Source organism: Cohnella sp. GCM10012308, assembly GCF_042649185.1.
Classification (GTDB): Bacteria; Bacillota; Bacilli; order Paenibacillales; family Paenibacillaceae; genus Cohnella.
The window spans coordinates 415947-439119 of sequence record NZ_JBHRYU010000001.1; the positions used below are offsets into that span (position 1 = coordinate 415947).

General features: G+C 62.8%; 13 protein-coding genes. 1 reads left to right on the forward strand and 12 read right to left on the reverse strand.

Going from position 1 to position 23173, the window contains the following annotated elements:
• Positions 1 to 120: 120 nt before the first annotated feature.
• From dapF to ACFOTD_RS02020, 4 genes are all read right to left on the reverse strand, one after another.
• Positions 121 to 951: a diaminopimelate epimerase gene (gene dapF, locus ACFOTD_RS02005; RefSeq protein WP_378115216.1), complete on the reverse strand. Its 831-nt coding sequence runs from the start codon at positions 949 to 951 to the stop codon at positions 121 to 123.
• Between the two features lie 166 nt (positions 952 to 1117).
• Positions 1118 to 2701, reverse strand: coding sequence for a helix-turn-helix domain-containing protein (locus ACFOTD_RS02010; protein ID WP_378115218.1), 1584 nt, complete (start codon positions 2699 to 2701; stop codon positions 1118 to 1120).
• Positions 2702 to 2789: 88 nt separating this feature from the next.
• On the reverse strand, positions 2790 to 3836 hold the full coding sequence (locus tag ACFOTD_RS02015) for an ABC transporter substrate-binding protein (protein WP_378115220.1): 1047 nt from the start codon (positions 3834 to 3836) through the stop codon (positions 2790 to 2792).
• 238 nt (positions 3837 to 4074) lie between these two features.
• On the reverse strand, positions 4075 to 6897 hold the full coding sequence (locus ACFOTD_RS02020) for a calcium-translocating P-type ATPase, SERCA-type (RefSeq protein WP_378115221.1): 2823 nt from the start codon (positions 6895 to 6897) through the stop codon (positions 4075 to 4077).
• Positions 6898 to 7076: 179 nt separating this feature from the next.
• Here ACFOTD_RS02020 and ACFOTD_RS02025 point away from each other — a divergent pair, with 179 nt between their 5' ends.
• Positions 7077 to 8807, forward strand: coding sequence for an Rqc2 family fibronectin-binding protein (locus ACFOTD_RS02025; protein ID WP_378115223.1), 1731 nt, complete (start codon positions 7077 to 7079; stop codon positions 8805 to 8807).
• Positions 8808 to 8836: 29 nt separating this feature from the next.
• Here the strand turns inward: ACFOTD_RS02025 and ACFOTD_RS02030 are convergent, their stop codons facing one another.
• From ACFOTD_RS02030 to ACFOTD_RS02065, 8 genes are all read right to left on the reverse strand, one after another.
• A complete protein-coding gene (locus ACFOTD_RS02030; protein WP_378115225.1) occupies positions 8837 to 10114 on the reverse strand; it encodes an alpha-L-fucosidase in 1278 nt (425 codons plus the stop codon).
• A 56-nt stretch (positions 10115 to 10170) separates the two neighbouring features.
• Entirely contained in the window at positions 10171 to 11268 is a 1098-nt protein-coding gene (locus ACFOTD_RS02035; RefSeq protein ID WP_378115227.1) for a mandelate racemase/muconate lactonizing enzyme family protein, read from the reverse strand.
• A 63-nt stretch (positions 11269 to 11331) separates the two neighbouring features.
• Positions 11332 to 12093: an SDR family NAD(P)-dependent oxidoreductase gene (locus ACFOTD_RS02040; RefSeq protein WP_378115229.1), complete on the reverse strand. Its 762-nt coding sequence runs from the start codon at positions 12091 to 12093 to the stop codon at positions 11332 to 11334.
• 117 nt (positions 12094 to 12210) lie between these two features.
• Positions 12211 to 12873 (reverse strand): GntR family transcriptional regulator, encoded by a 663-nt coding sequence (locus tag ACFOTD_RS02045; protein WP_378115231.1) that lies wholly within the window; start codon positions 12871 to 12873, stop codon positions 12211 to 12213.
• A gap of 157 nt (positions 12874 to 13030) precedes the next feature.
• Positions 13031 to 14155: an SGNH/GDSL hydrolase family protein gene (locus ACFOTD_RS02050; RefSeq protein ID WP_378115233.1), complete on the reverse strand. Its 1125-nt coding sequence runs from the start codon at positions 14153 to 14155 to the stop codon at positions 13031 to 13033.
• Positions 14156 to 14235: 80 nt separating this feature from the next.
• A complete protein-coding gene (locus tag ACFOTD_RS02055; RefSeq protein ID WP_378115235.1) occupies positions 14236 to 18906 on the reverse strand; it encodes a X2-like carbohydrate binding domain-containing protein in 4671 nt (1556 codons plus the stop codon).
• 37 nt (positions 18907 to 18943) lie between these two features.
• On the reverse strand, positions 18944 to 21325 hold the full coding sequence (locus tag ACFOTD_RS02060; RefSeq protein WP_378115237.1) for a glycosyl hydrolase family 95 catalytic domain-containing protein: 2382 nt from the start codon (positions 21323 to 21325) through the stop codon (positions 18944 to 18946).
• A gap of 154 nt (positions 21326 to 21479) precedes the next feature.
• A complete protein-coding gene (locus ACFOTD_RS02065; RefSeq protein ID WP_378115239.1) occupies positions 21480 to 23162 on the reverse strand; it encodes an extracellular solute-binding protein in 1683 nt (560 codons plus the stop codon).
• Between the last annotated feature and the right edge of the window lie 11 nt (positions 23163 to 23173).

Below are 23173 nucleotides of genomic sequence, written 5' to 3' on the forward strand. Positions count from 1 at the left end.
GCGCGGAAATGGCGGGAGCGACACGGCACCCGTAAATCCCTTTAAAAACAGAGAAGAACCCGGACAAGTCCGGGTTCCCGAAAAGCGGATGACGGCGGCCGATGGGCCGCCGCGTCTTCGTCAGACCGTACCGGTGTACACCGCTTCGGCCGGACCGGTCATGTAGACGCGGTTGTTATCCTCGATCCACTCGATAAACAGGTCGCCGCCGGCGAGCGAGACGGTCGCGGAGCGGCCGGTCAATCCGTTCAACACGGACGAGACGAGCGTCGCGCAGGCGCCGGTGCCGCAGGCGAGCGTCGGACCCGCGCCGCGCTCCCAGACGCGCATGTCGACTTGCTCGGCCGAGTTGACCTTCGCGAATTCGACGTTGATCTTGCGCGGGAACAGCGGATGCGTCTCGAGCTTCGGTCCCCAGGTCGCCAGATCGAAGCCGACCGCGTCGTCCACGTAGATGACGGCATGCGGATTGCCCATCGAGACGGCGGTGAACTTGAACTCGCGTCCGTCGATCTCGACCGATTGTCCGATGACGGGATTGGCCTCGATCGTCGTCGGCACGTCGAGCCCGTTCAGGATCGGCTCGCCCATGTCGACGCGGACGCGGCGGACGCTGCCGTCCTCGACCTCGAGCTGCACGGGCTGCACGCCGGCGCCCAGCGTCTCGATCGTGATCGCTTCGCGGTCGATCAGACGGTTGTCGTACACGTACTTGGCGACGCAGCGGATGGCGTTGCCGCACTGCTCGGCTTCCGAGCCGTCCGAATTGATGATGCGCATTTTGAAGTCCGCGCGCTCCGACGGCAGAATATAGACGAGACCGTCGGCGCCGATGCCGAAGTACCGGTTGCAGAGCTCGACGGCACGCTCGGCCGCGTCGGCGGGCAGCGACGGTTCGCCGTGCACCACGATGAAGTCGTTGCCGAGGCCGTGCATTTTCGTAAATTGCATAGGGGTTAGCCCTCCTGATATGAAGTTCGGGGTCGGACCTGTCCTTCCGTGTCCCTATCATACCGCACCGGAACTCCGCTGCGCATACAGGATTCGCAATTTAGTTTGTACTTTTCCGCATCGAAATGCGGCCGTAAGCATGCCTGCCGTAAGCCTCCAGAAGCCTCTACATGCCGCCGCGTCCAAGCAGACGTTCCATCTCGCTCAGATGGCCCTCCAGCGTGATCGGGTTGTAGTTGCCCCAGGAATCGTTCATCACGTATGCCCGGCCCTCGGCCACCGCCTTGAGACCGTTCCAATGCGGCGTGCGCAATATATAGCGTCCCGATGCCTCCTCGGACAGCCCTCCGGCGTCAGGCAAAGCAAGACAGACCAGGTCGCCGGCGTAGCGGGGCAGGTCCTCCAGCGCGATGCGCACCCAGTTCGCGGCCTTCGTCCCCGAGATGAGCGCGCGGACGGGCTCCGGCGCTTCATAGCCGAGCCCCCGGTAGAGCGTGTGGCCGAAGTGCCGGTCCAGATAAACGAACAGGCCTCCGTGGTGAAAAACGAATGCCGTCGCCGTGCGGCTCCCCGGGGCGGCGTCTCCCAAGCGGCTGCGCGTCTCCCTTGCCTTCGTCTCGTAACCTGAGATCCAGCGTTCCGCCGCCTCTCTTCTGCCGAGCAAATCTCCCATTCGGCGCAGCCGCGTGTATACATCTTCGTCCCAGGCAAATTCGAAGGCCGGGGCGACGCTTCCGAGCGCCGCCGACTGCGAGGACGTCAGATAGCTGGGGAAAACGATCAGGTCGGGCCTAAGCGAAGTGAGGCGCTGCGGGTCCGGCGGACTCTCCACGGCGTCCACGCCTTGCGCGGCGTCTCCGAACAGCGGCAGCACCTCGGGACTCGAGGCGACGGGCTTGATGCCGAGCGCCAGCAGTTCGCCCGTGTATTGAATGGCGTACACGCGGGGACTGTCCGACATGCGCAGGCGGTAGTCGCTGGGCGCGACGCCCGTCGCGCGCTTGAATGCCCGGCTGAAGTAATATTCGTCCCTATAGCCGGAGCGCTGCGCGATGTCCCGGACGCGCAGCCGCGTCTCGAGCATGAGCCGCTTGGCATGACTGATACGGAGATCCGCGAGATACGCGGACGGACTGCGGCCGGTCAGCGCCTTGAACCTGGCGCCGAACTGCCAGCGGCTAAGCCCCGCTCGCTCGGCCAGCGCGTCCAGGTCGACCGGATCCACGAAGGACCGCTCCAGCGCGGTCACGGCCAGCCGCAGCTGCGCGCCGTCGTCTTCGGCGAGCCGTCCGGCGGCGCGCAGCGCGTTCAGCAGCATCTGCTGGCCATCGATGCCGGCCTGCATCCGGCGGAGCGGGTCGGCCGACCGCCAATCGGTCAACGCGCGTCCAAGCTCTCCCCAGGACCCTCCGCCGCTCGCTTTGGCTACGTTTCGCGATCCCGGCCAAGGTCCGTTGTCCCCGGGGGACACGAGCGCGAAGCGCAGCTCGTATCCCCGCAAGCCGTTCCCTTCGGCGCCGGTCAGCGCAAATTCCGCACCGGGCGCGGCGATCAGGCAATCGCCCGGAGACAGCGCGCCGGCTTCGTTCTCCGCGAGATAACGCCCGTTACCGCGGACGATGGCCAGCAGCCTTAGATCCGGCGATGCCGGCGCGACAACCTCGCCTTCAACCGCCGCTTCGCCGATATGCGCCAGCACGGCTGCGGGCGCCGGGCCGCCTTGGCGGACACCCCGAATCATGAACGACATCGCGCGCACTCCATTTTAATTGATAATTATTATCAATCAATTATAGCAGGCGCGATGCCTTTTGTCCGCAGTTTCGAGAGGGTCCGGCTTATGGCGCGAGCAGCTTCGCAGCCTCGTCCAGCTGCCATTCCAGCGTGAGCGGGTCGTTCAAGCCCCAACGGACGGGAACGACGTACGCATGGCCCGACTTGACCGCCGGAAGCGTGCTCCAGATCGGGCTGTCCTTGAGCGCCTGCAGCGTATCCTCGCTGCCCGCGGACTGGACGAGCAGGATGCGGTCGCCGGCGTAGTCCGGCAGCTTTTCGATCGAGATTTCCTTCCACAGCTCCGTACCGCCCGCGAAGGCATCCCCCACGGACTTCGGCATGACGAAGCCAAGCGAATCGTATAACGTAACGCCTACCCGCGCCGGACCGTATACGTACAGCTTTTTGTCGCCGTATAATACGAACGCCGTCGCGGTCTCCCCCTCGGAGATCGCGCTCTTCAGCTTATCCCGGGTCTGTGCGGCCTTGTCCTCGTATGCGGCAATCCAGGCGTCGGCCGCATCGGCGCGCCCCACCAAATCGCCGAGGGTCCGCAGGCGCGTAAACTCGTCCGTACCGTACGCGATGGCGACCGTCGGCGCGATCTTGGACAGCTGATCCAGATCGCCCTTCTCGACGAAGTCCGGCACGACGATCAGATCGGGCGCCAGCGCGATGAGCTTTTCGGCGTTCGGCACAAGATCCGCGCCCCCAACGTCCTCGATCCCGCTCAGCTGCTCCTCGGAGAGCGATTGCTTGGCATTCACATGGTTGGTCCCGATCATCGGCTGGCCGAGCGCGACCATCTCGGAAGCAAAGTAGTGCGCGACCAGCTTCGCGGGCTTGACCGGAATCTCGACCTGCCGGCCTACTGCGTCCGTATACGTTCGAGTGGCGGCTGCCGCAGCAGGCGATGCGGCGGCAGTCGATGCATCGGTGGTAGATGAAGCGGCGGAAGACGATGCGGACGCAGATGGCGAGGCTGCGGCAGAAGACGCGCCAGTGGCGCCCGCCTCGGCATTCCCCCCGTTATTTCCGCAAGCGGTCAGAGCCGACCCCAGCATCAATCCAATCCCAAGCAGCGCGACAGTCCATTTCTTTGTTTTCATTTCCGACAGATCCCCTTCACTATGAATGATAATCATTCTCATATGAGTCGGAATCAGTCTACCGCATGCAAGGTCGGCGAACAATGGACAATTCGACAGCGCCGGATGGACAAAATGAGAAAAGCCCGCCCCTCGCGCAAGAAGAACGCGTTCGGGACAGGCTGCAGGCTGGTCTATCGTTAGGAAGAAGCGGCAGCAAAACGAATCGGTTTAATCGGCTGTCCGGCAGCGAACGCGATCAGCGGGCGATCGTCTTGACCGGACCTGCGCCGCGGCCGCCGTACGAGATGCGTCCGCCTGAGCGGCGGCGGCGCGAAGACCCCCATACGCTGCCGATGCCCATCGCGAAGGTCGGAATGCCGGCGGCCACGAAGACGAGCGCCCAGTCGCGAAGGTTAAGCGGCACGGTCTTGAAGATCGGCTGCAGCGGCTCGAAATACAGGACGGCGAGCAGGAGCAGCAGCGAGGACAGCACCGCCAGCACGAGGAATTTGTTCTCGAAAAAGCGGCGGTGGAAAATCGAGCGCGAGCTCCGGCAGTCGAACACGTGGATCAGCTGCGCCATGACAAGCGTAGCGAACGCGACGCTCTGCGCGTGGACGAGCGTCGCGGCATCCGCGTCGCGTCCGCCGAGGGCGAGAATGAACGCAGCCAGCGTGCAGGCGCCGATCAGCACGCCGCGGCTGACGATCTTCCAGCCGAGACGCCGCGCGAAAATGTTCTCCTTGGCCGAGCGGGGCTTGTGCCGCATCAGGTCGCTCTCGGCCTGATCGACGCCGAGCGCCATCGCGGGCAGCCCGTCGGTGACCAGGTTTACCCATAATATCTGGATCGGGATGAGCGGCAGCGGCAGCGCCGCCATCATCGCGAAAAACATGACGAGAATTTCGCCGACGTTCGAAGCCAGCAAATAGCGGATGAACTTGCGGATATTTTCATAGATGCCTCTGCCCTCTTCGACCGCCGCGACGATCGACGAGAAGTTGTCGTCGGCCAGTACGAGCGCCGATGCCTCCTTGGTCACGTCCGTTCCGGCTATGCCCATCGCGATGCCGATGTCCGCCGCTTTGACGGCTGGCGCGTCGTTCACGCCGTCCCCCGTCATGGCGACGACGTGGCCGCGCCGCTGAAGCGACTGCACGATGCGCAGCTTGTGCTCCGGCGATACGCGGGCATAGACGTAGACGTCGTCCGAAATCTTGTCGAGCTGGTCGTCGGTCATGCCGGCCAGCTCCGCGCCGCTGACCGCCTTGCCGTCCCTAGGCAAAATGCCGAGCGTGCGCGCGATCGCTTCCGCCGTCATCTGGTGGTCGCCGGTAATCATCACCGTCTTGATGCCCGCGGCCTTGCACTTCGCGATCGCGCCCGGCACCTCGCGGCGCGGCGGGTCCATCATGCCGCCGAGGCCCGCAAAGACAAGCCCTTCCTCCGCCTGATCCTCGGAATCGCAATTCTCTCCGCCCTTCGCCTCCCGATAGGCGAAACCGAGCACGCGCAGCGCCTCGCCGCCCATCGCCTCGTTCGCGCGCAGCACCTTCTGCCGGAGCGTCCCCGTAAACGGCACGACCTTGCCGTCCCACAGCACGTAGGCGCAGCGGTCGATCAGCATGTCCGGCGCGCCCTTCGTGCAGATCAGCCTGCCGCCCTGGTGCGACACGAGCACCGACATCCGCTTGCGCTCCGCGTCGAACGGGAATTCCTTCACGCGCGGATACAGCGCCTCGAGCGAAGCCCGCGGCAGCCCCGACTTGGCAGCGAGCGCCAGCAGCGCGCCTTCCGTCGGGTCCCCCTTTACCATCCAGTCGGCGTCCTCGGGCGCTTCCTCCTCGCTGCGCTCCGCCTTGCGGCCCCGGGCATCTCCGCCGCGGTCGGCCTTGGCCAGCTCCGCGTTGTTGCAAAGCGCGGCGACCTGAATCAGCCTTCTAAGCGAGGCGTCTCCCTTGACGTCGATCGCGTTCCCGCGCTCGAGCAGTTGGCCCGAAGGCCCGTAGCCTTCGCCGGTGACGTCGATGTCCCTGCCGCCGGTCCAAACCTTGGTGACGGTCATCTTGTTCTGCGTGAGCGTACCCGTCTTGTCGGAGCAGATGACGGACGCGCAGCCGAGCGTCTCGACCGAAGGCAGCTTGCGAACGATCGCCTTGCGCCGGATCATGCGCTGCACGCCGAGCGCGAGCGCGATCGTGACGATCGCGGGCAAGCCCTCGGGAATGGCGGCGACGGCGAGGCTGACGCCGGCCAGGAACATGCCGTACAGCGGCTGGCCGTGCAGCACGCCCGCGACGACGACAAGCACGGTGAGCGCCAGGGCGACGACGATCAAAATTTTGCCAAGCTGCTCCAGCCGGTGCTGCAGCGGGGTCTCGGCCTCTTCCGTCTGCTGGATGAGGTCGGCGATCTTGCCCATCTCGGTGCTCATGCCGGTGCGCACGACGACGCCCCGTGCGGTACCGCGCGTCACCATCGTGCCGAGATAAGCGCAGTTTTTGCGGTCGCCGAGCGGCAGCTCCCCCGCATAGAGCGGCATGGACTGCTTGGCCGCCGGGACGGACTCCCCGGTGAGCGCGGCCTCCTCGATCGTGCATTGGCTGCTCTGCACGAGACGCAGGTCCGCCGGCACGCGGTCGCCGCTCTCGAGCAGGACGAGATCGCCCGGTACCAGATCGCTGGCGGGAACGACCTGGAGGCTGCCGCCGCGGATGACCTTCGCGCTCGGCGCGGACAGTTCCTTGAGCGCTCTCAGCGAACGCTCCGCCCTGAATTCCTGATAGAAGCCGAGCACGCCGTTCAAGACGATGATGGCGATGATCGTGAGCGCGTCCAGCATCTCGCCGAGCAGTCCCGATACGACCGTCGCCCCGGCCAGTACGAGCACCATAAAATCCTTGAATTGATTGAGCAGCAGCTTGATCGGAGACTCCCTGCGTTTCTCCGCCAGCTCGTTTTTCCCGTGTCCCGCCAGCCTCTCCTGCGCGGCGCTAGGCGCCAGCCCTTCCTTCGTGTTCGTCTGGAGCAATACGGCTAGCTCGTCTTCGCTTAGCTGATGCCAGGCCTTCCCTTCCACGACGGGTTCCTCCTCCCGGATATCGCCCTCCGGACGAAGCCGGACAGCCTATTAGCCTATGTCTATTCGGCCAAGCCCGGAAATATCCCCTTGTCCGTCTCCTTTCCCTTTGGGACCATCTGTGGCATCATAAAGTAACGGAATTTCCGAAAAACGCACCGGTCAGGAGTCATGCCTTTATGTCACTCGACGGCATCGTCGTACGCGCGCTCGTCCACGAGCTGAAAGAGATCGTCGGCGCCCGCATCGCCAAAATCTATCAACCGACCGAAAACGAGGTCGTCCTGCATATCCGCGGCCAGGGCTTCGGCCGCAAGCTGCTGCTGTCCGCGCATCCTTCGATGCCGAGGCTTCATTATACGGAGCAGCCCTGGGCCAACCCCCAGGAGCCGCCGATGTTCTGCATGCTGCTGCGCAAGCACTGCGAAGGCGGCATTATCGAAGCGGTGCGCCAGCTCGGCGCCGAGCGGATCGTCGAGATCGACGTCCGGCACCGGGACGAGCTCGGAGACCTGTCGCTCAAGCGGCTCGTCCTCGAGATCATGGGCCGCCACAGCAATCTGGTGCTGCTCGACCCGGCGACCGGCGTCGTCCATGACAGTATCCGTCACGTGACGCCCGCCATCAGCAGCTACCGGGTCGTGCTGCCGGGCGTCCGTTACGTGTCTCCCCCGGCCCAGGACAAGCAAAACCCGCTGGAAGCGACCGCGGCCGACGTCTCGGCGGCGCTGGCTCAAGCGGCCGGCTCCACGCCCGCAGCCGCCTTGGTCGAAGCCTTCACGGGACTCAGCCCGCTGCTCGCCAAGGAGATCGCATACCGCGCCGGCGGCCGCGAAGCCGACGTGCCGGCCGCCTTCACCGCATTGATGGCCGATGCCGCCGCCCATCGCTACGCGCCCGCCATCGCGGAAGAGCCTTCCGGCAAGACCCAGTTCCACGCGCTGCCGCTGTCGCATGTGCAGGGCGAGGCGCGCGGCTGCGATTCCATGCACGCTTGCATTGAGTCCTATTATATCGACAAGGCAGAGCGCGATCTCGTCCGCCAGCGGACTGTCGATCTGACCCGCTTGCTGCAAAACGAGACGGCCAAAAACGTCAAAAAACTGGAGAAGCTTCGCCAGACGCTCCAGGAAGCCGAAGGCGCGGACAAGTACCGCCGGCTCGGCGAGCTGCTGACCGCGCATTTGTACGCGATGAGCAAAGGGGATAAGCAGGTCGAGGTGACCGATTATTACGAGGAAGACCAGCCGACGGTCCGGGTTCAGCTGGACCCGCTGCTGACGCCGAACGAGAACGCCCAACGCTATTTCCGCAAGTATACGAAAATGAAAAACAGCCGAGACGTCGTGACCGAGCAGATCGAAGAAACGGAGCGCGAGATCGCCTATCTCGAATCGGTGCTGCAGGGGCTCGATACGGCCTCGCCGGCGGATATCGAGGAGATCCGCGCGGAGCTGACGGAACAAGGCTACATTCGCGCGCGCGGCAGCCGCAAAGGCGACCGCGGCAAGAAAAAAAACGACCGGCCCGCCATCCTCTGCTATACGTCCAGCGAGGGCGTGCCGATCTATGTAGGCAAAAACAATACGCAAAACGATTACGTGACCAACCGTCTGGGCCAGCCGAGCGATACATGGCTTCACACCAAAGACATGCCAGGCTCGCACGTGCTCATCCGAGCCGTAGAATACGGCGAGCAGACGCTCAAGGAAGCGGCCATGCTGGCCGCATACTACAGCAAGGGCAAGGAGTCGAGCCTCGTGCCGGTCGATTATACGAAAATCCGCTTCGTTCGCAAGCCGAGCGGCGCGAAGCCCGGCTTTGTCATTTACGAGGGGCAGAAGACGCTGTTCATCACGCCCGACGAGTCGCTCGTGCACAATCTCGCCAGCGTCGTCAAAAAGGCGTAAGCCCCTCCACGCGAGGGCCGGATCGCGAATCAGCGGCGCTTGGACGGCCAGACCGGACGGTCCTCGAATTCGACTGCCACGACCGTGTTCCAATCGTCCAGCAGCGCTTGCGGCAGGTCGATCGAGAGCCGCCGGACGCTGTGATGCCCGTCGACGCCGCCCGAGAACCCGTTGATGACTTCCGTCCGGTAATTCAGAGCTTCGCCTGTTCTGACCAGTCTGACGCCCCGGACCCGGCCGCCCATCTCGCGCAGCTCGAGCGGGAACCTGGGGATATCCCTGACATGCAAATAGACCGTATTCTCTTTGACGGTCGTCGGACCGTAAAACGCCGGAGGAAAATGCTCCGGCGTCCTTTGCGTGCCGTAAATGCCCTCTCCGGAATGCCGAAGCCACGCGCCGATCGCTTCAAGCCGCGCGAGCGCGGGCTCCGGCCAGGCGCCGTCCGGCCGCGGGCCGACGTTCAGGAGCAGATTGCCTCCTTTGGTCGAGACCTCGAGCAGCGTGTCGAGCAGCGCCACGGACGGCTTGTACGTGTCGGGATCGGAATGATAGGCCCATTGATGGTTCATCGTCATGCACGTCTCCCACCACGCCTCCGGGGGGTGCAGCGGCACGAACTGCTCGGGCGTCTCGTAATCGCCGGCATCGGGCAGCCTGTCGTTAATGACGAGATGCGGCTGCAGGTTCAGCATCATCCGCTTCACCTCGTGGCTGCGCCAGCGGTCCGCGCCGAACCCCGGCACGTCGAACCAGATCAAATCGATGCGCCCGTAGCCCGTCAGCAGCTCCCGGAGCTGCTCTGCGAAGCGCTGGTGAAACGACCACCAGCGCAGCGGATCGTATACGTTCGGCTTCGGCGACGCCAGCCAGGGCGCGATCGGAATCGTCGCGAAGTCGGGGTCGTGCCAGTCGATCGTCGTGAAGTAGAGACCGACCTTAAGCCCCGCTTCTCTCATCGCTTCGACGTACGGCGCGATCAGGTCGCGCTTCGGCCCCCGCCGCACGGCGTTGTAATCCGTCGTTTTTGTGTCGAACAGGCAAAACCCGTCATGGTGCTTGGCGGTCAGGACGACGTATTTGGCGCCGGCATCCTTGGCCGCGCGCGCCCAAGCTTTGGGATCGTAGTTTTCCGGATTGAATTCATCGGCCAGCGCCTCGTAGGCTTCGACGCCGATCGCCTGGTCGCTCTTGTCGAGCAGCGGCCACGACGCTTCGATCTCCCTCAGCGAATACGGCCCCCAGTGGATAAAAAGGCCGAATCTCGCTTCGTCGAACCACTGCGCTTCCGGATGCGTCGCTCTCATGCGCTCAAGTCGCTCCTCCCGATGCGGCAACGCGCAAGCTTGCGCTCCGCAATCGCTTATTTAACGCGATACTCCTCAAAATAGCGGGGCAAAATCGTCGTGGACGCGCCGGGCAGCTCGGGCAGCTTGTAAAATCCGTTCGCCACCTCGATCGGCTCCTCGAAAATATGCCGGATCCACGGGATGTATTCGAGCATGACCGCGTTGGGCGTCGCCGCCACGAGATGCTGGTGAATCTGTCCCATATCCCCGACGTGCGGGCAGACCGGCAGGTCGTATGCGGCGGCCAGGCCCGCGACTTGCAGCCATTCGGTCACCCCGGCTACCCGCGTCACGTCCACCTGGACGTATTCGACGGCGCCCTGCGCGATGTAATCGCGGAACGCGTATTTGTTGTACACATGCTCGCCGAGCGCGATCGGTACGTTTAATTCGTCTGCCAGCTTGCGGTGACCCGGGATATCGTCCGGATTTAGCGGCTCCTCCAGCCAGATCAGGTCGAACTGCTCCAGCTTTTTGCCCCAGGTCATCGCCGTCGTGATGTTCCACTGCTGGTTGACGTCGATCATGAGCCCCGCTTCGTCGCCGATCGCTTTGCGGACCGCCTGCACCCTGTCGAAGTCCTCGCGCGGGTCCGGCTTGCCCACCTTCATTTTCACGGCCGTGAAGCCCTGCTCCAGCATCGCCGTCATGTCCGCGATCAACCGCTCCTTGCTCCAGTTGAGCCAGCCGCCGTTCGTATTGTAGGCTTTGATCTTGTCAGGCTTGTGCCCGCCGAGGTATTGCCAGAGCGGTTTGCCGGCCACTTTGGACATAATGTCCCACAGCGCGACGTCAACGGCCGCAAGCGCCATATGCGTAATGCCCGCGCGTCCGATCCAGTGCATCGGCCCGAAGCGGAGATCGTCCCAAATACGTCTGACCATAAAAGGGTCTCTGCCGATGAGCGCGGGCGCATAATAGCGGTCGATCGTGTCTGCGATCATTTCGTCGCCCTTGGCGGTCGTTCCGGTATAGCCGTAACCGACGATACCTTCGTCCGTCTCGATGCGGACGCCGGTGACGCCCCAGTGCGTCGCGACGTTAATGGCGTCGGTGATGGGCGGAGTGATCGGCACGTGCAAAATGAAGCTTTCGGCTTTTGTAATTTTCATGAATATCCTCCTAGTTTAAAAGTGCGGCATTGGGACTCGTGCTCCCGCTCCTTGCAGCCCGTATCAATAGCCGAGCGAGGCGCCGCCGTCGACGGGCAGCGCGACGCCGGTGATGAATCTGGCGCCTTCCGAGGCGAGGAACAGGGCGGCGTCCGCGATCTCCTCGGAGGAGGCCGGCCGCCCGAGCGGATGCATGTCGTTTAGCAGCCGGGACGTCGCGTTGGGATCCGGCTGCCGAAGCCGCCATTGCTCCAGCAGCGGCGTCATGACGCCGGCGGGACACAGGCAATTCACGCGGACACCGTCCGGCGCGTAATCGAGAGCCAGCGACTTCGTCATCGCGATGACCGCTCCTTTGGTAGACGCGTAGACGGCGTTCTGCTTCTGGCCGACGAGACCGTTCAGCGAGGCCATATTCACGATGTTGCCCTTCGAGCGGCGCAGCGCGGGGATCGCATGCTTGATCGTCAGGTACACGCTCTTCAAATTGATGGAGATGACGCGCGTCCACTCCTCCTCGCTTACCTCTTCAAGCGGCTTGGGCAATATCGTCGCCGCATTGTTGAGCAGTACGTCGATCCTGCCGTAAGTTTGCAAGATCTCCTCCACGGCACGCGCGACATCCGCTTCCGACGAGACGTCTGCGCGCACGGCGAAGGCTCGCCCGCCTTCGGCCGCGATCGCATCCGCGACGCGCCGGCCGTTGTCGGCGTCGATATCGACCACCGCGACGATCGCGCCTTCGGACGCGAATCGCCGGGCTGCCACCTCGCCGATACCCGAAGCGCCTCCCGTAATGAGACATACCTTCTCGTTTAGCAGCATGAGCCTATCCTGCCTCTCTCCGGTTGCTGTCGGTTTTATAAAAATAATAAATCATGTATGATTTTAAAAGTATCATACATGATTCAATCCGTAAAGGGGAATCGTTCCCCGTTTGGTCTAGGAAAAACTGTCGCGCAAACGCTGATGCGCGTACTGCAAATGCCGCTCCAAGGCGACTGCTGCTTCGTCCGTTTCGTCTGCGAGCAGCGCGTTCAAAATACGGACGTGCTCCTCCCTTTCGTCCGCGAGCGCGATCGTAAAGTTCAGCAAGTTCAAATAACGGTAAATCCGCTCGATCAACGACACGACCATACGCTGCAAATTCTCGTTGTCGGCGTAAGCCAATATCGTACCGTGCAGCCCTTCGTTCATTTTGAACATGCGGGTTGCGGACTCCTGGCCCGCGTCCGCCTCGTCTTGCGGGGCCGTCGTCTCGGCCAGAATCCGGCGAAGCCGATCCTTCGGAATGCGAGCTGCCGCTTTGCGCAGCGCGAGCGTCTCCAGAGACAGGCGGATCTCGAAGATCTCGTCGATGTCCTTGGCGTTCATGGCCGCCACGAACATGCCTTTAAACGGGACGACGGATACGAGTCCCTCGGAAGAGAGCCGCGAGAGCGCCTCGCGGATCGGAATATTGCTGACGCCGAGGTCTCTCGCCAGCTTGTCGATATTGATTTTGTCTCCCGCCGACATTTCGTGGGACAGAATGCGTTTTTTAAGCAGCGCGTACAGCTCGTCGGCGAGTACGTATCGGTTCAGGGACGGTGGATTGTCCGGCATGGGCTCACCCTTTTCTGCGTTTGCTTCATTTTATCATACACGATACATGCCGTGCGTCTGGTTTAAGACCTCTCGTCTAAGCTTTACTTGGACAGATCTAATGAAAGAACCCGGATGATCGGATGAAAGAAGTCGGATGGTCGGCCGGCAGAAGCGCTCAGCAAGATAGCAGCTTCAGAATTCGCAGTCCCGCGCCCTTGCTGCGCGGGTCCGCGCGGCCCGTCGGCCGGACCGTCACGGCGATCCGGCCCGGGCGTTCGCGCCCCGGCAGCCAAAACGGTATGGGCCGGTAGGCCAGTTCGCACCATTCGTCGAACAGGTCGACTTCCTTGAACGCGCCGCCGTCCACGCTGTATTCGAAGCTGCCCGTATCCGGTCCGCACAGCAGGACGATACCCGCGCGCCAGCCGTCGACCGTGAAGGACAAGGCGGCGTCTTCGCTTAAGGCGCGCAGGTGCGACGTGTCGTAACGCCAGTTCATAAGCGGCAGGCCTTCGAGCGTATCGCGGGAAAAGCCCCGCGTGTCATCCGCTTCGTCCGGTGCGGCCATGCCGGCGAATTCGCAGTTGCTCTCTTCGAGCGGGGCGGGAAGAGAGCTTTGCTGCCCTTCTTCAGGCGGATCGGAGGACGGGAGACTCGCGTCCAGCGCTTCCTTCAGATAGCTGCGCATGAACCCGGCATACAGCGCGTGCCCTTCGTCGTTCGGATGGACGAGGTCGCCGGCCAGCGCGCCCCAGTCCGCCTCTGCGGCATCGATCGCCGCGCGGACGCCGGCTGCGAAATTAACCGACGGGATCGCGTAATGCGCGGCCACCTCTTCGTGCACGGCGATGTTGAAAGGGATGCCCGGCGTCAGGTTTTTGTCCGCCGCCGTATAGACAAAGCAAATGTCGGCCGTCGGCGCATGCCTGCGGGCCTGCCTGACGATGCCTTCCATGCCGCGGAGCGACTCCGCCCGGTCTTCCCCGTCGTTGACGGCGAACTCGACGAACAGCAGATCGATCGGTCCCGTGCTCCATACGTGTTCCTGCAGCCGCGCCGCGCCGAAGGACGAGTCGGTACCGCCGACGCCGGCGTTGATAAGGCAGACGCGACCTGCGCCGAAGCGAGCGGCAAGATATTCCCCCGTGAGCGCGCGCCAGCTCGCCTTGTCTCCGTCGGACGCGCCCGCGCCCTCGGTGATGGATCCGCCCAGAAAGGCGACCGCGAGCGGCAAGCCGGCTTCCGCGCGGCGCTTGAACCGCTGCAGCCCTGCCCGGCGTTGAAACAGTGAAATAGCCATTTTGTCATGTCCTCCTTAGAAAAGCGGGACCCTTCCGGATAGGAAGAGTCCCGCGCTTGTCGGTTCGCTATGCAGCTCGGTCAGTCTGCGGAAGCTTCGAGCAGGTCGGCCAGCGCCCAGTGTCCGGCAGGTACGTCGGACCACTTGGAGACGCCCCCCGCCTGTGCGGGCTCGCGGCCCAGCACGCGGTTCAGCAGCGTAACCGCTTCTGCGCGCGTCAGCGCCTGGCCGGGACGGAACGTACCGTCCGCGTAGCCGCCGATCCAGCCTGCGCCCTGCGCTTGCTTGATCGCAGCCTCGGCCCAGCTGCCGGCCGTATCGCCGAATCCGGCGCCCGGCGATCCCGAAGGCTGCGCGAGCTTCACGGCCAGCGCCGCCATCTCGGCGCGCGTGACCGCCTGATCCGGGCGGAACGTGCCGTCCGCGTAGCCGTTCATAAGTCCCAGCTTGCCCACGGCAGCGATGTCTGCCGCGGCCCAATGGCTTGCGGACACGTCCGCGTAGGACTTGGCTTGCCCGCCGGCCGTGCTGCTCGGATCCGCTGCGAGTCTCGCGACGATCGTCGCGATCTGCGCCCGCGTCAGCGCGGCGCCGGGTCTGAAAGTACCGTCCGCAAAGCCTTGAATGTAAGCTTTATGGGCGGCTGCCGGCTGATCGCTCAGCTTCAGCAGCGTGAAGGTGCTGAATTTGTTCACGGTAATCTTAAATCCTTTGCCGGTGCCCAGATCGACGATCTCGCCATGCTTCAGTTCGGTCGAACCGTCGCCGTGCTCGACGAAGACGCCCAGTCGGTTCGCGCCGGAGCCGACGGCTTCGCCGAGCGGCAGCACGATATCGACGTCTTGACCCTGCAAGTTCGTATCGATCGACAGCGGGCGTCCGACGGCAGCCGTGTTATCGCCGTACGCGGCCTTGACGACGCTCGATGCGTTCGCGCGGCTTTGCGCGGCCGACCGGTCCGCCTCGCTTTTCAGCGGCTTGATCGTAAAGACGAGATCCGCGCCGCCTGCCGGAAGCGAAGCTGCCGGAATAACGATTGTCGCTCCGCCGATCGTAAGCGCCAGGTCAAGCTTGCCGTCCGCGAGCAGCTTGGCGATGTCTGCCGGAATCGTCACTTGGGTCTCGGATACTTCATCCTTGGCATCGGGAACGGCAAGCGTAATCGATGTCGCGCCCGCAGCAGCCTGCTTGGCGATCGCATCCTTGACCGCCGCGCCCGAGAAGGACAATTCGTCCCGCTTCGTCCCGCCTGCGAGTGTCGTTCTTCTAACGTCTACGGAAACCTGTGCGCTGCCGGAGCCGCCGCCGACGCTGCCTTGCACTTTTTCAGGCGCAGGCGTCGCAGTCGCAGGACCGGACGGCGTCTGCGGCACGATATCCGCGCCAGCTACCGTATACGCAAGACCGTCTGCGAGCAGCAGCTCGCCCGATTTCTTAACGACCTTGACCGTATGCGAGCCGCTCGTCAGCCCGTCGAGATGGAATACGTTTTGCTGCAGCTTGAGCGTATCGCTCTCGGCGCTGCCCGTTCCTTTGGATACGCCGTCCACGAAGACTTCGAACTCGCCTTGCGAAGGACCGGTCGGCATGCGCAGCGCGAATCCCGTTCCTTTGAACGTATAGCTGTAAGCATCGCCGTTTTGCGTCGCATAATGGATATCGCTGAACGCATCGCCCTTGAAGCTGAACGAAAGCTTCGTCGCGCCGGCAGGCAACCCGGCCAGATAAGCCGAGCGAAGCGTCACCGTATCGCCGGTCACCGTGTAGTCGGTGCCCGCCGACAACGTCGCATTGCCGTTTTTAACGGTCGCCAGGCTGCCGCCGTCGCGGAGCAAGGTAACGTTCGCGTCCGCCGGCTGCGCCGGGTCGAACCCGATCTCCTCTTCGCCGAGCAGGCTCGGCTTCTCGATCCGAAGCGCGTCAAGCAGCATGAACTGGCCGTTTTTCTTGACCGCCTTCAGCGTATGCTGGCCGTTGGTCAGCCCGGAGACGCTGTACACGGTCTGGAAGCCCTGACGAACCTCGCTGCGCGTGTCGACCGTCGAGACGAGCTGCCCGTCCAGGTATACTTCCATTTCGCCCTGGGAATTGTCTTTTTCAGTGACGATACCGACTCCCGTGCCCGAGAACACGTAAGTAAACGAATCGCCGTTGTTTTCCGTAAACTGCACGTCGCCTTGATAATCGCCGTACGGACGGCCGCTGTTGTTGTTCCACGAGCCGCTGTAAGCGATGCCTGCATCGCTATTGTTTACGAGCACGTAACGAAGGCCGGACGTATCGGTTACGTTAACCGTCAGCGTCTGCGAAGCGCCGCCGCTGAACGCGAACGCCAGCTGAGCGGCACCGACCGGCAGATCGGCCAGGTACGACTTCTTGATCGTCACCGTCGTACCCGCGACGGTATAATCCGTGCCCGCCGACAGCTCGTCGTCTCCGTTCGCGATGCCGGCCAGCGTATTGCCGTTCAGCGTCAGCGTCGTCGCGACGTCGGTTTGGTTCGCGGGCTTCTTATCGAAGGAAGCCGTCTTCGGGTTGATCGCGCTGCTCTGTCCGCTGATCGCGACCCCCTTGGTCTCCGAATCGCCGCCCGCAAAGGAGAAGGCTAGCGTAGCGTCGCCCGCGGCAAGCCCTGCAAAGACATCCTTTTTGACCGTAACCGTGCCGTTCGATATGGAGTAGTCCGCGGGACTTGCGAGCGTATTGCCGTTCAGCGTCACGCTCTTCAGATAGCGCGCGTCGACCTTCAGCGCTGTCGTGACGTCCGCCGGATGCTCCGAGTCGAACGAGACTGCCGCCGAATCGATCAGATGCTCGACATGCACCTTCAGCGCATCCAGCAGCGCATAGCCGCCGGACTGCTTCACGCCTTTCACCGTATGCGTCGCGCCGTCAAGCCCGTCGATCCGGTAGACGGTCTGCTGCACCGAGCGTCCGTCGTTATTGTGCGTGTCCGCCGTGCCCTGAAGCGTGCCGTCCAGGTAGATGTCTACATTACCCTGCGACCCTTCCTTTTCGGTAATATAGTCGACGCCCGTGCCCTTGAACGTCAGTTGAAACGCATTGCCGTTTCCTTCCGTCCAGTGGACGTCGTTCGAATAATCGCCGAGGCCGCGGCCGTCGCTGTCGTTCCAGCCTCCGTTATACTGCACGTCCGCATCGTCGTCGTTCACCACGTAATAATGATCCGCGGCCGTTAACGCCTCCGCGTTCGCCGCATGAACTTGCGCAAGGCCGGCTTCCTGCGGTGCCACAGCCGTCAGGCCGGGCGCCGCGCTGCCGACGTTCACCGTCAGATCCTGCGACTCGGCCGACACTTCCTTGCCGCCGTTGCGCGTCCAATCTCCTTCGTAGACGAAACCGGTGTCATCGTCGTTCACGAAGGACGTTCCGCTTTGCGCTGTTACCTTGAACAAGCGCGAAGCATGCGGATCGACGCTTTCCGCCGTATAGCCCTTCTCGAACGCGCCGAGCTCGCTGTGACTCCACAGATCGCGCACCGTCGCCGGACCGTCCAGCCCGATATCGCTCCAGTTGACGGCGATCGACTCGGCTTTCGTGCCGAGGTTGAACACGGCGACATTATAAGTGCCGTCTCCGTTGTTCGCATACCATACCTGCTGGCTCGTCGCCGTCGATACGGGATGCGCCGGGCGTCCCGCCTGATCGACGGCGATCACCTCGTCGTTGGTCAAGAGCTGGAGGCCGTAGCTGTCCAGGCGCGTCAGATCGTTGCCCGTATACAGCGGCGCCGCCGATACGGCCCAGAACGTCATCGCCGTCTGGCGCTCGTCCTTGGTCAGGCCGTCCATCGCGCCGTTGCCGACGTTCAGGGAGTCGAAGTCGTTCCAGCCGGTGCGCGGCCCCGCGTCGCGCCACCAGATCGCGGCGTCCGGGAACAGCCGGGCGATGTTGGCCCACTGCGTCAGCCCGACCTTCGGGTCGTAGGATTCGACGTCCCAGTTGACGCGCCAGCCGTTGGCGTACTTTTTCCACAGGTCTGCATAGTTATGGTCGAGCGCCCAGGACAGCTCGAACCAGATTTTGTTGCGGGCAAGCGCCTTGGACCAGGCAGCCACGTCGTCCCGCGCGTCGATCGTCGTGTCGTTGTGGCCGGAGCCCGGCGTCACGCTGTCGAACTTGACGAAGTCGATGCCCCAGGAGCCGAGCAGGTCGGCGATCGAATCGATGTAGGCCTGCGCGCAATCCGGATTCGTGTTGAAATCGATCTTGTAGCCGATGTTCCAGTAGTCCGCGTACTGGATCGGCTGCTTCGTGATGTCGCGGATATGACAGCTCTCCGTGCCGTAGATCGGCAGGTTGGCTTCATAAGCGGCGGGAGACAGGCCGGGAATCAGGTAGATGCCGATCTTCTGTCCGTTGGCGTGAACGTAGTCGATAACGTTCTGGAAGCCGTCCGGGTACAGCGTCTCGCTCGGGATCGGACGGGCGTATTCGTCCATGCCGCCGTTCCAGCCGGCATCGATGTTGATATAGTTGTAACCGTGCGCCTGCAGCTTTTCGTGCATCGCATCGGACATTTGCTTGATCTTCGCCGCCGACGTCCAGTTGCCCGAAGGGCCGTCGTACACCTGCATACTGTAGCTGCTCCAACCCATATAAGGCTTCTGCGCCAGCTCTTTGTCTGCTGCGGCGGCCCGGTTCGCGCCAGGCGCTACGAGGCCGAACTGCGCGACGATCGCGCCGGCGAGCAGCAGGGCGAGACCTTTTTTCTTAAAAGTACGATGCAAACGGACCAGCTCCTTATCGAGTGATAAAATTCAAGCTTTAAGCAGGCGTCAGCCGGAGCGCGGTTCCCGCCGGAACATGCCGCTCCAGCAGCGCGCCGGACATCCTTTCCTCGGTATCTCCCTCCTGCCGAACGACGACTTCGCCAGGCCACGGATTGTGCAACCGAAGGGTGGCGCCGGCCTCGCTGGCGATTTCCACCCATTGCACGGCGCCCTTTTCGAAGGAAGCGCTTACGAGGAAGCCGCCGACGGCCCGCAGCGTAGCGAACGAAGCCGGCAGATGCTTGGGCCAGTTGGGGAACAGCCGCAGGACGCCGTTGTAGCTCTGCAGGAGGCACTCGTTGATGACTGCGGGCAGCGCGAAATTTTCGAACCAGATTCCCATTTGCCCCATGTAGTCGAACGGCGTCGTATCCGAATACCGGCCACCGGCCTCGAGCAGTTTGTCGGTGCAGGTGCCGTTGGGCAGCATACAGTAATCGATTTGCCGTTTGAACCGTTCGAGATCGAGCATGCCGAGGCGGGCGCCGGCCATCGCGTAAAACACCAAATCGTTGCCGCCCTCGTTGCGATGGTTGAGGTAGCTGTTCGCCGCGACCGCATAGTCGTCCGGGTGCGAATGCAGGCCGTGGTCCTCGCCGGGGAACACCGTGGCGACGCCGTTCGGCACGTTATACACAACCTCCGGATCCTCGCCCGGTACAGAGACGAACACAGGCCCCCGCGCCGATGCTGCGGTCGGATAGTCGGGGAAATGCGCCAGCACCTCTTCCACCTCCGCGAGCAGTTCCGCTTCTTTCTCCATCCGCCCGAGCGCCGCGCAAGCTTGCCCGAAGGCGCGGAACACGAACTTCGTCAGCGTCAGATCGACGATGCAATCCCGGTTCAACCGAAAGCCCGGCGTCAGCTCGTACAGCTCCGGCGCGACGGTTGGATAAACGTGATAGCGATCGTCGCCCCAAGCCTCGCCCCGCGCGTCCGGCCGTTTCATGTAATCGACCATAAACAATGTCGCGTCGCGGATCGGGCCGAATGCGCGACCGGCCAGAAAATCAAGGTCCATCGTGTACAGGTAATGCCACCATAGGCTTTGCACGGTCCATGGCGTCTCGCAAATCTCCCAGCCCCAGTGCGGAACGGGATAAGGCATCATGCTCATCTCGACCGGGTAGGCGGAATGCGGATAGTACGCCCCGCGCAGGCCGTAATATTCGCTCGCCCATTTCCGGCTGACCGGACCGATCCGTTCGACCATATCCACGTAAGCGAGATGCTTGTCGGCATGGTTGCTGGAAAAGGCCAGCCAGAACGGCTGCTGTGTATTGTAGTTCATATGGTAGTCGCCGTGCCATTCCGAGCCGATCTTGCCGTAGCTCCAGTTGGCGAACAAGCCCGGACAAATGGCGTCCGGCGAGACGGCGCAGTTGAAAAAGTACAGGTTGCGGTACCAGATCCGCTCGAGAAAAGCGTCGCCGAGCGCTACGCCGGATCGCGACCAGAAGCGCGACCAGCTGTCCGTCGCCTGGGCGAATGCGCTTGCAAATCCGGGTTCGCCGTCTTTTGGGGGCGCTTCCGGTTCCGGCACTTCGGCGTCGAGTCCTTCGTCGAGCGCGACGCGCACCTCGATCCTGCCATCCGCCGTTAACGGGTTCAGCAGCCCTTCCCATGAGGTCGCGCCTGCCTGCAGGGCGGCTGCCGGTTCGAACGTCGCCGTCAGGCGGAAGGCACGGTCGCGGGTCCCTCCGGCACGTTCCGGTTCCTCGCCGACCGCAGCGGGCAGACGCTGGCGAAAGGCCATCAGCCCCCGCGATGCATCGATATAGGACTTCGGGGCGGGCAGCTCTTGCGGCGTCTCGGGATCGGCGATCAGCTTGACGCGGTTGAATACGATCGGTACGTCCTCCGATCCGCCATCGGCCATAAGCGCCAGTCGCAGCGCGTCCACATCTTGCTCGACGAACGTCAAAAGCTGTACTTGCTTGCCGTCCGCGAGCAAATCGATCTCGCACATGCCGTCGTGAATGCGCAGCGTGTGGCCGAGCACCTCGACCCGCCGCCGGTCGAAGCCGAGCAGGAGCGAGCCGCAGGGCATCGGGCGCGGATACGGCCTGGCGTAATTTTCGGCCGCTGTCTCCACATAATCGCGATACCAGGGATCCTCGGAAAGCGAGCCGTAATGCGCGGGAATCTCCTTGAGCCTCGCGAACAGGCGCTCGAAGGTGCCAATCTTTTCTTTGTTGTTTTCCGCGATGCGGATGTCCCATACGTTGTTATGTCCGAAGTGAATGACGATCGCGTCGGGCCGGGCGGTGACGACGGCGCCGAGCTTCCCGTTGCCGAGCAGCGCGCCTTCAAAAAAGGTCGCGGCCGGACGGTCGTAACGTATACTGTGGGCGGCTGCCCGTTCCAAGACGTTCAAGCGGTGTCCCCCATAGATCGAATGATGCACTGCTTATGCGGTTTCAGAAGCCCGCCTCCCCTCGAATTTCAATTCCGGGCATGACGAGCCAGGCCTTCCGGCTTTGCGGCCAGAAGGCCTGTGCTGCGCGTTGCTATGCAGGCCTGGTTCGCTCTTACTTCGCGGCCTTGTCGTACGCTTGCTGCAGGATTTCCAGGTAGCGGTCCAGCTTCAGGTCCTTCAGACCCTTCACGTAGCTGTCCCAGTCTTTGTTCAGGTCGAGGTTGCCCGTGATGAATTGAAGCTCGCTGCGCTCGATGTAGTTTTTGAGGTTCGTTTGCAGAATGCTGGCTTCGTCGGTCAGCGACGGATCGATCCACAGCGACCAGAGCGGGAACAGTTCCTTCGGCTCGTGGCCTTGATACTCAAGGGTCGCTTGGTACAGTCTGCGCTCATAGCCGGCCGAATCGTAGATGTCCGTCGCGGAGACGAAGCTGTCGCGGTATTCCTTCGGTTGGTAGAAGTGCGCGACGCCGCTCCAGCCCGCATTGCGCGGCGCTTCGCCTTCGGTCGCAGGGATCGGCTTGAACTGTGCCTTGACGCTCTCGTCCAGGGCTACGTCGTCCGGACCCGGCTTCTCCCAATCGATGCCTTCCATGCCGGATGCGCCGTTCGTCTGGCCTTCAGGCGTGAACAGGTAGTCGACCATCTTGATCAGCGCGACTTGCGCTTCCTTGCTTGCCTTGTTCGTAATGACGAACTTGGCGCCCGGATCGACGCCGCCGCCGTCGTGCGTCGCGAACGAACCGTTCGGGCCGGTCAGCGGAGGCAGCGCGTCGTAGTCTGCGGAGAAACGGTTGCCTTTATCGATGTTGACGAAGATGGCGGGGTGCATGCCCGCGCCGGCGCCGAGAATTTGCGCGTCGCCGTTCTCGCCGATTTTCTTGAACGCTTCGGCGTTTTGCGTGAACGCGCCCGGATCGATCAGCTTCTCGTCGTACAGCGACTTGATGTAGGCGAGGCCTTCCTTCCATTCCGGCGTAGTCGCCGCGGACACGACCTTGCCGTCCTTCAGATTCAGGTAGTTGCGGTCGTCGTCATAGACGAAGCCGTTCATCAGGTAAGGCACGACGCGTACGCCGAAGTCTTCGATCGAACCGCTCAGCGGAACTTCGTCCTGCTTGCCGTTGCCGTTCGGATCTTTTGTCTTGAACGCTTCGAGCATCGCCTTGAACTCTTCGGTCGTCTTCGGCGGCTCGATGCCGAGCTGCTTCATCCACTTGGTGTTGACCCACATTTTGTTCGGATACGAGCAGTGGAAGCACTGCGTGTAAGACACGAGGCCGTAGATGTTGCCGTCCGGCGCCGTGATGTACTGCTTCAGGTCGGGATGGGCTTCCATCGCCGCCTTGATGTTCGGGCCGTACTGGTCGATCAGGTCGTTCAGCGGGATGACGACGCCTTGCTTGCCATACTTGAGCAGATCCGCTTGCGAGAAGTGATCGATATAAGAAGGCAGGATGTAGGCGTCCGGATAGTCGCCGCTCGCGAGCGAGATCTGGCGTTTTTCCTTCGCGCCGTCGGACGGGTTCAGCTGCCAGTCGAACTTGATGTTGAATTTATCTTCGATAAACTTGGAAAATTTATTCGTCGTCAGATCGATGCCGGATTCCTGGATCGAGAACACCTTGATCGGCACCGTCGCGGCGGCGGAAGCCGAAGCGCTTCCCGATGCGGATGCGGATGAGGACGAGGCGCCGCCGGAGGAGGCGGACGAATTGTCGTTTTTGGCGCAGGCCGCGAGTGCCATGCTAAGGGCGATGACGATCGCCAGAAGACTTACGATTCTCTTTTTCAAGTGGGTCGCTC

Excerpts from the sequence above, each read along its gene's own strand:
- dapF (WP_378115216.1), bottom strand. The coding sequence starts at position 951 with ATGCAATTTACGAAAATGCACGGCCTCGGCAACGACTTCATCGTGGTG.
- ACFOTD_RS02010 (WP_378115218.1), bottom strand. The coding sequence starts at position 2,701 with ATGTCGTTCATGATTCGGGGTGTCCGCCAAGGCGGCCCGGCGCCCGCA.
- ACFOTD_RS02015 (WP_378115220.1), bottom strand. The coding sequence starts at position 3,836 with ATGAAAACAAAGAAATGGACTGTCGCGCTGCTTGGGATTGGATTGATG.
- ACFOTD_RS02025 (WP_378115223.1), top strand. The coding sequence starts at position 7,077 with ATGTCACTCGACGGCATCGTCGTACGCGCGCTCGTCCACGAGCTGAAA.
- ACFOTD_RS02030 (WP_378115225.1), bottom strand. The coding sequence starts at position 10,114 with ATGAGAGCGACGCATCCGGAAGCGCAGTGGTTCGACGAAGCGAGATTC.
- ACFOTD_RS02035 (WP_378115227.1), bottom strand. The coding sequence starts at position 11,268 with ATGAAAATTACAAAAGCCGAAAGCTTCATTTTGCACGTGCCGATCACT.
- ACFOTD_RS02040 (WP_378115229.1), bottom strand. The coding sequence starts at position 12,093 with ATGCTGCTAAACGAGAAGGTATGTCTCATTACGGGAGGCGCTTCGGGT.
- ACFOTD_RS02045 (WP_378115231.1), bottom strand. The coding sequence starts at position 12,873 with ATGCCGGACAATCCACCGTCCCTGAACCGATACGTACTCGCCGACGAG.
- ACFOTD_RS02050 (WP_378115233.1), bottom strand. The coding sequence starts at position 14,155 with ATGGCTATTTCACTGTTTCAACGCCGGGCAGGGCTGCAGCGGTTCAAG.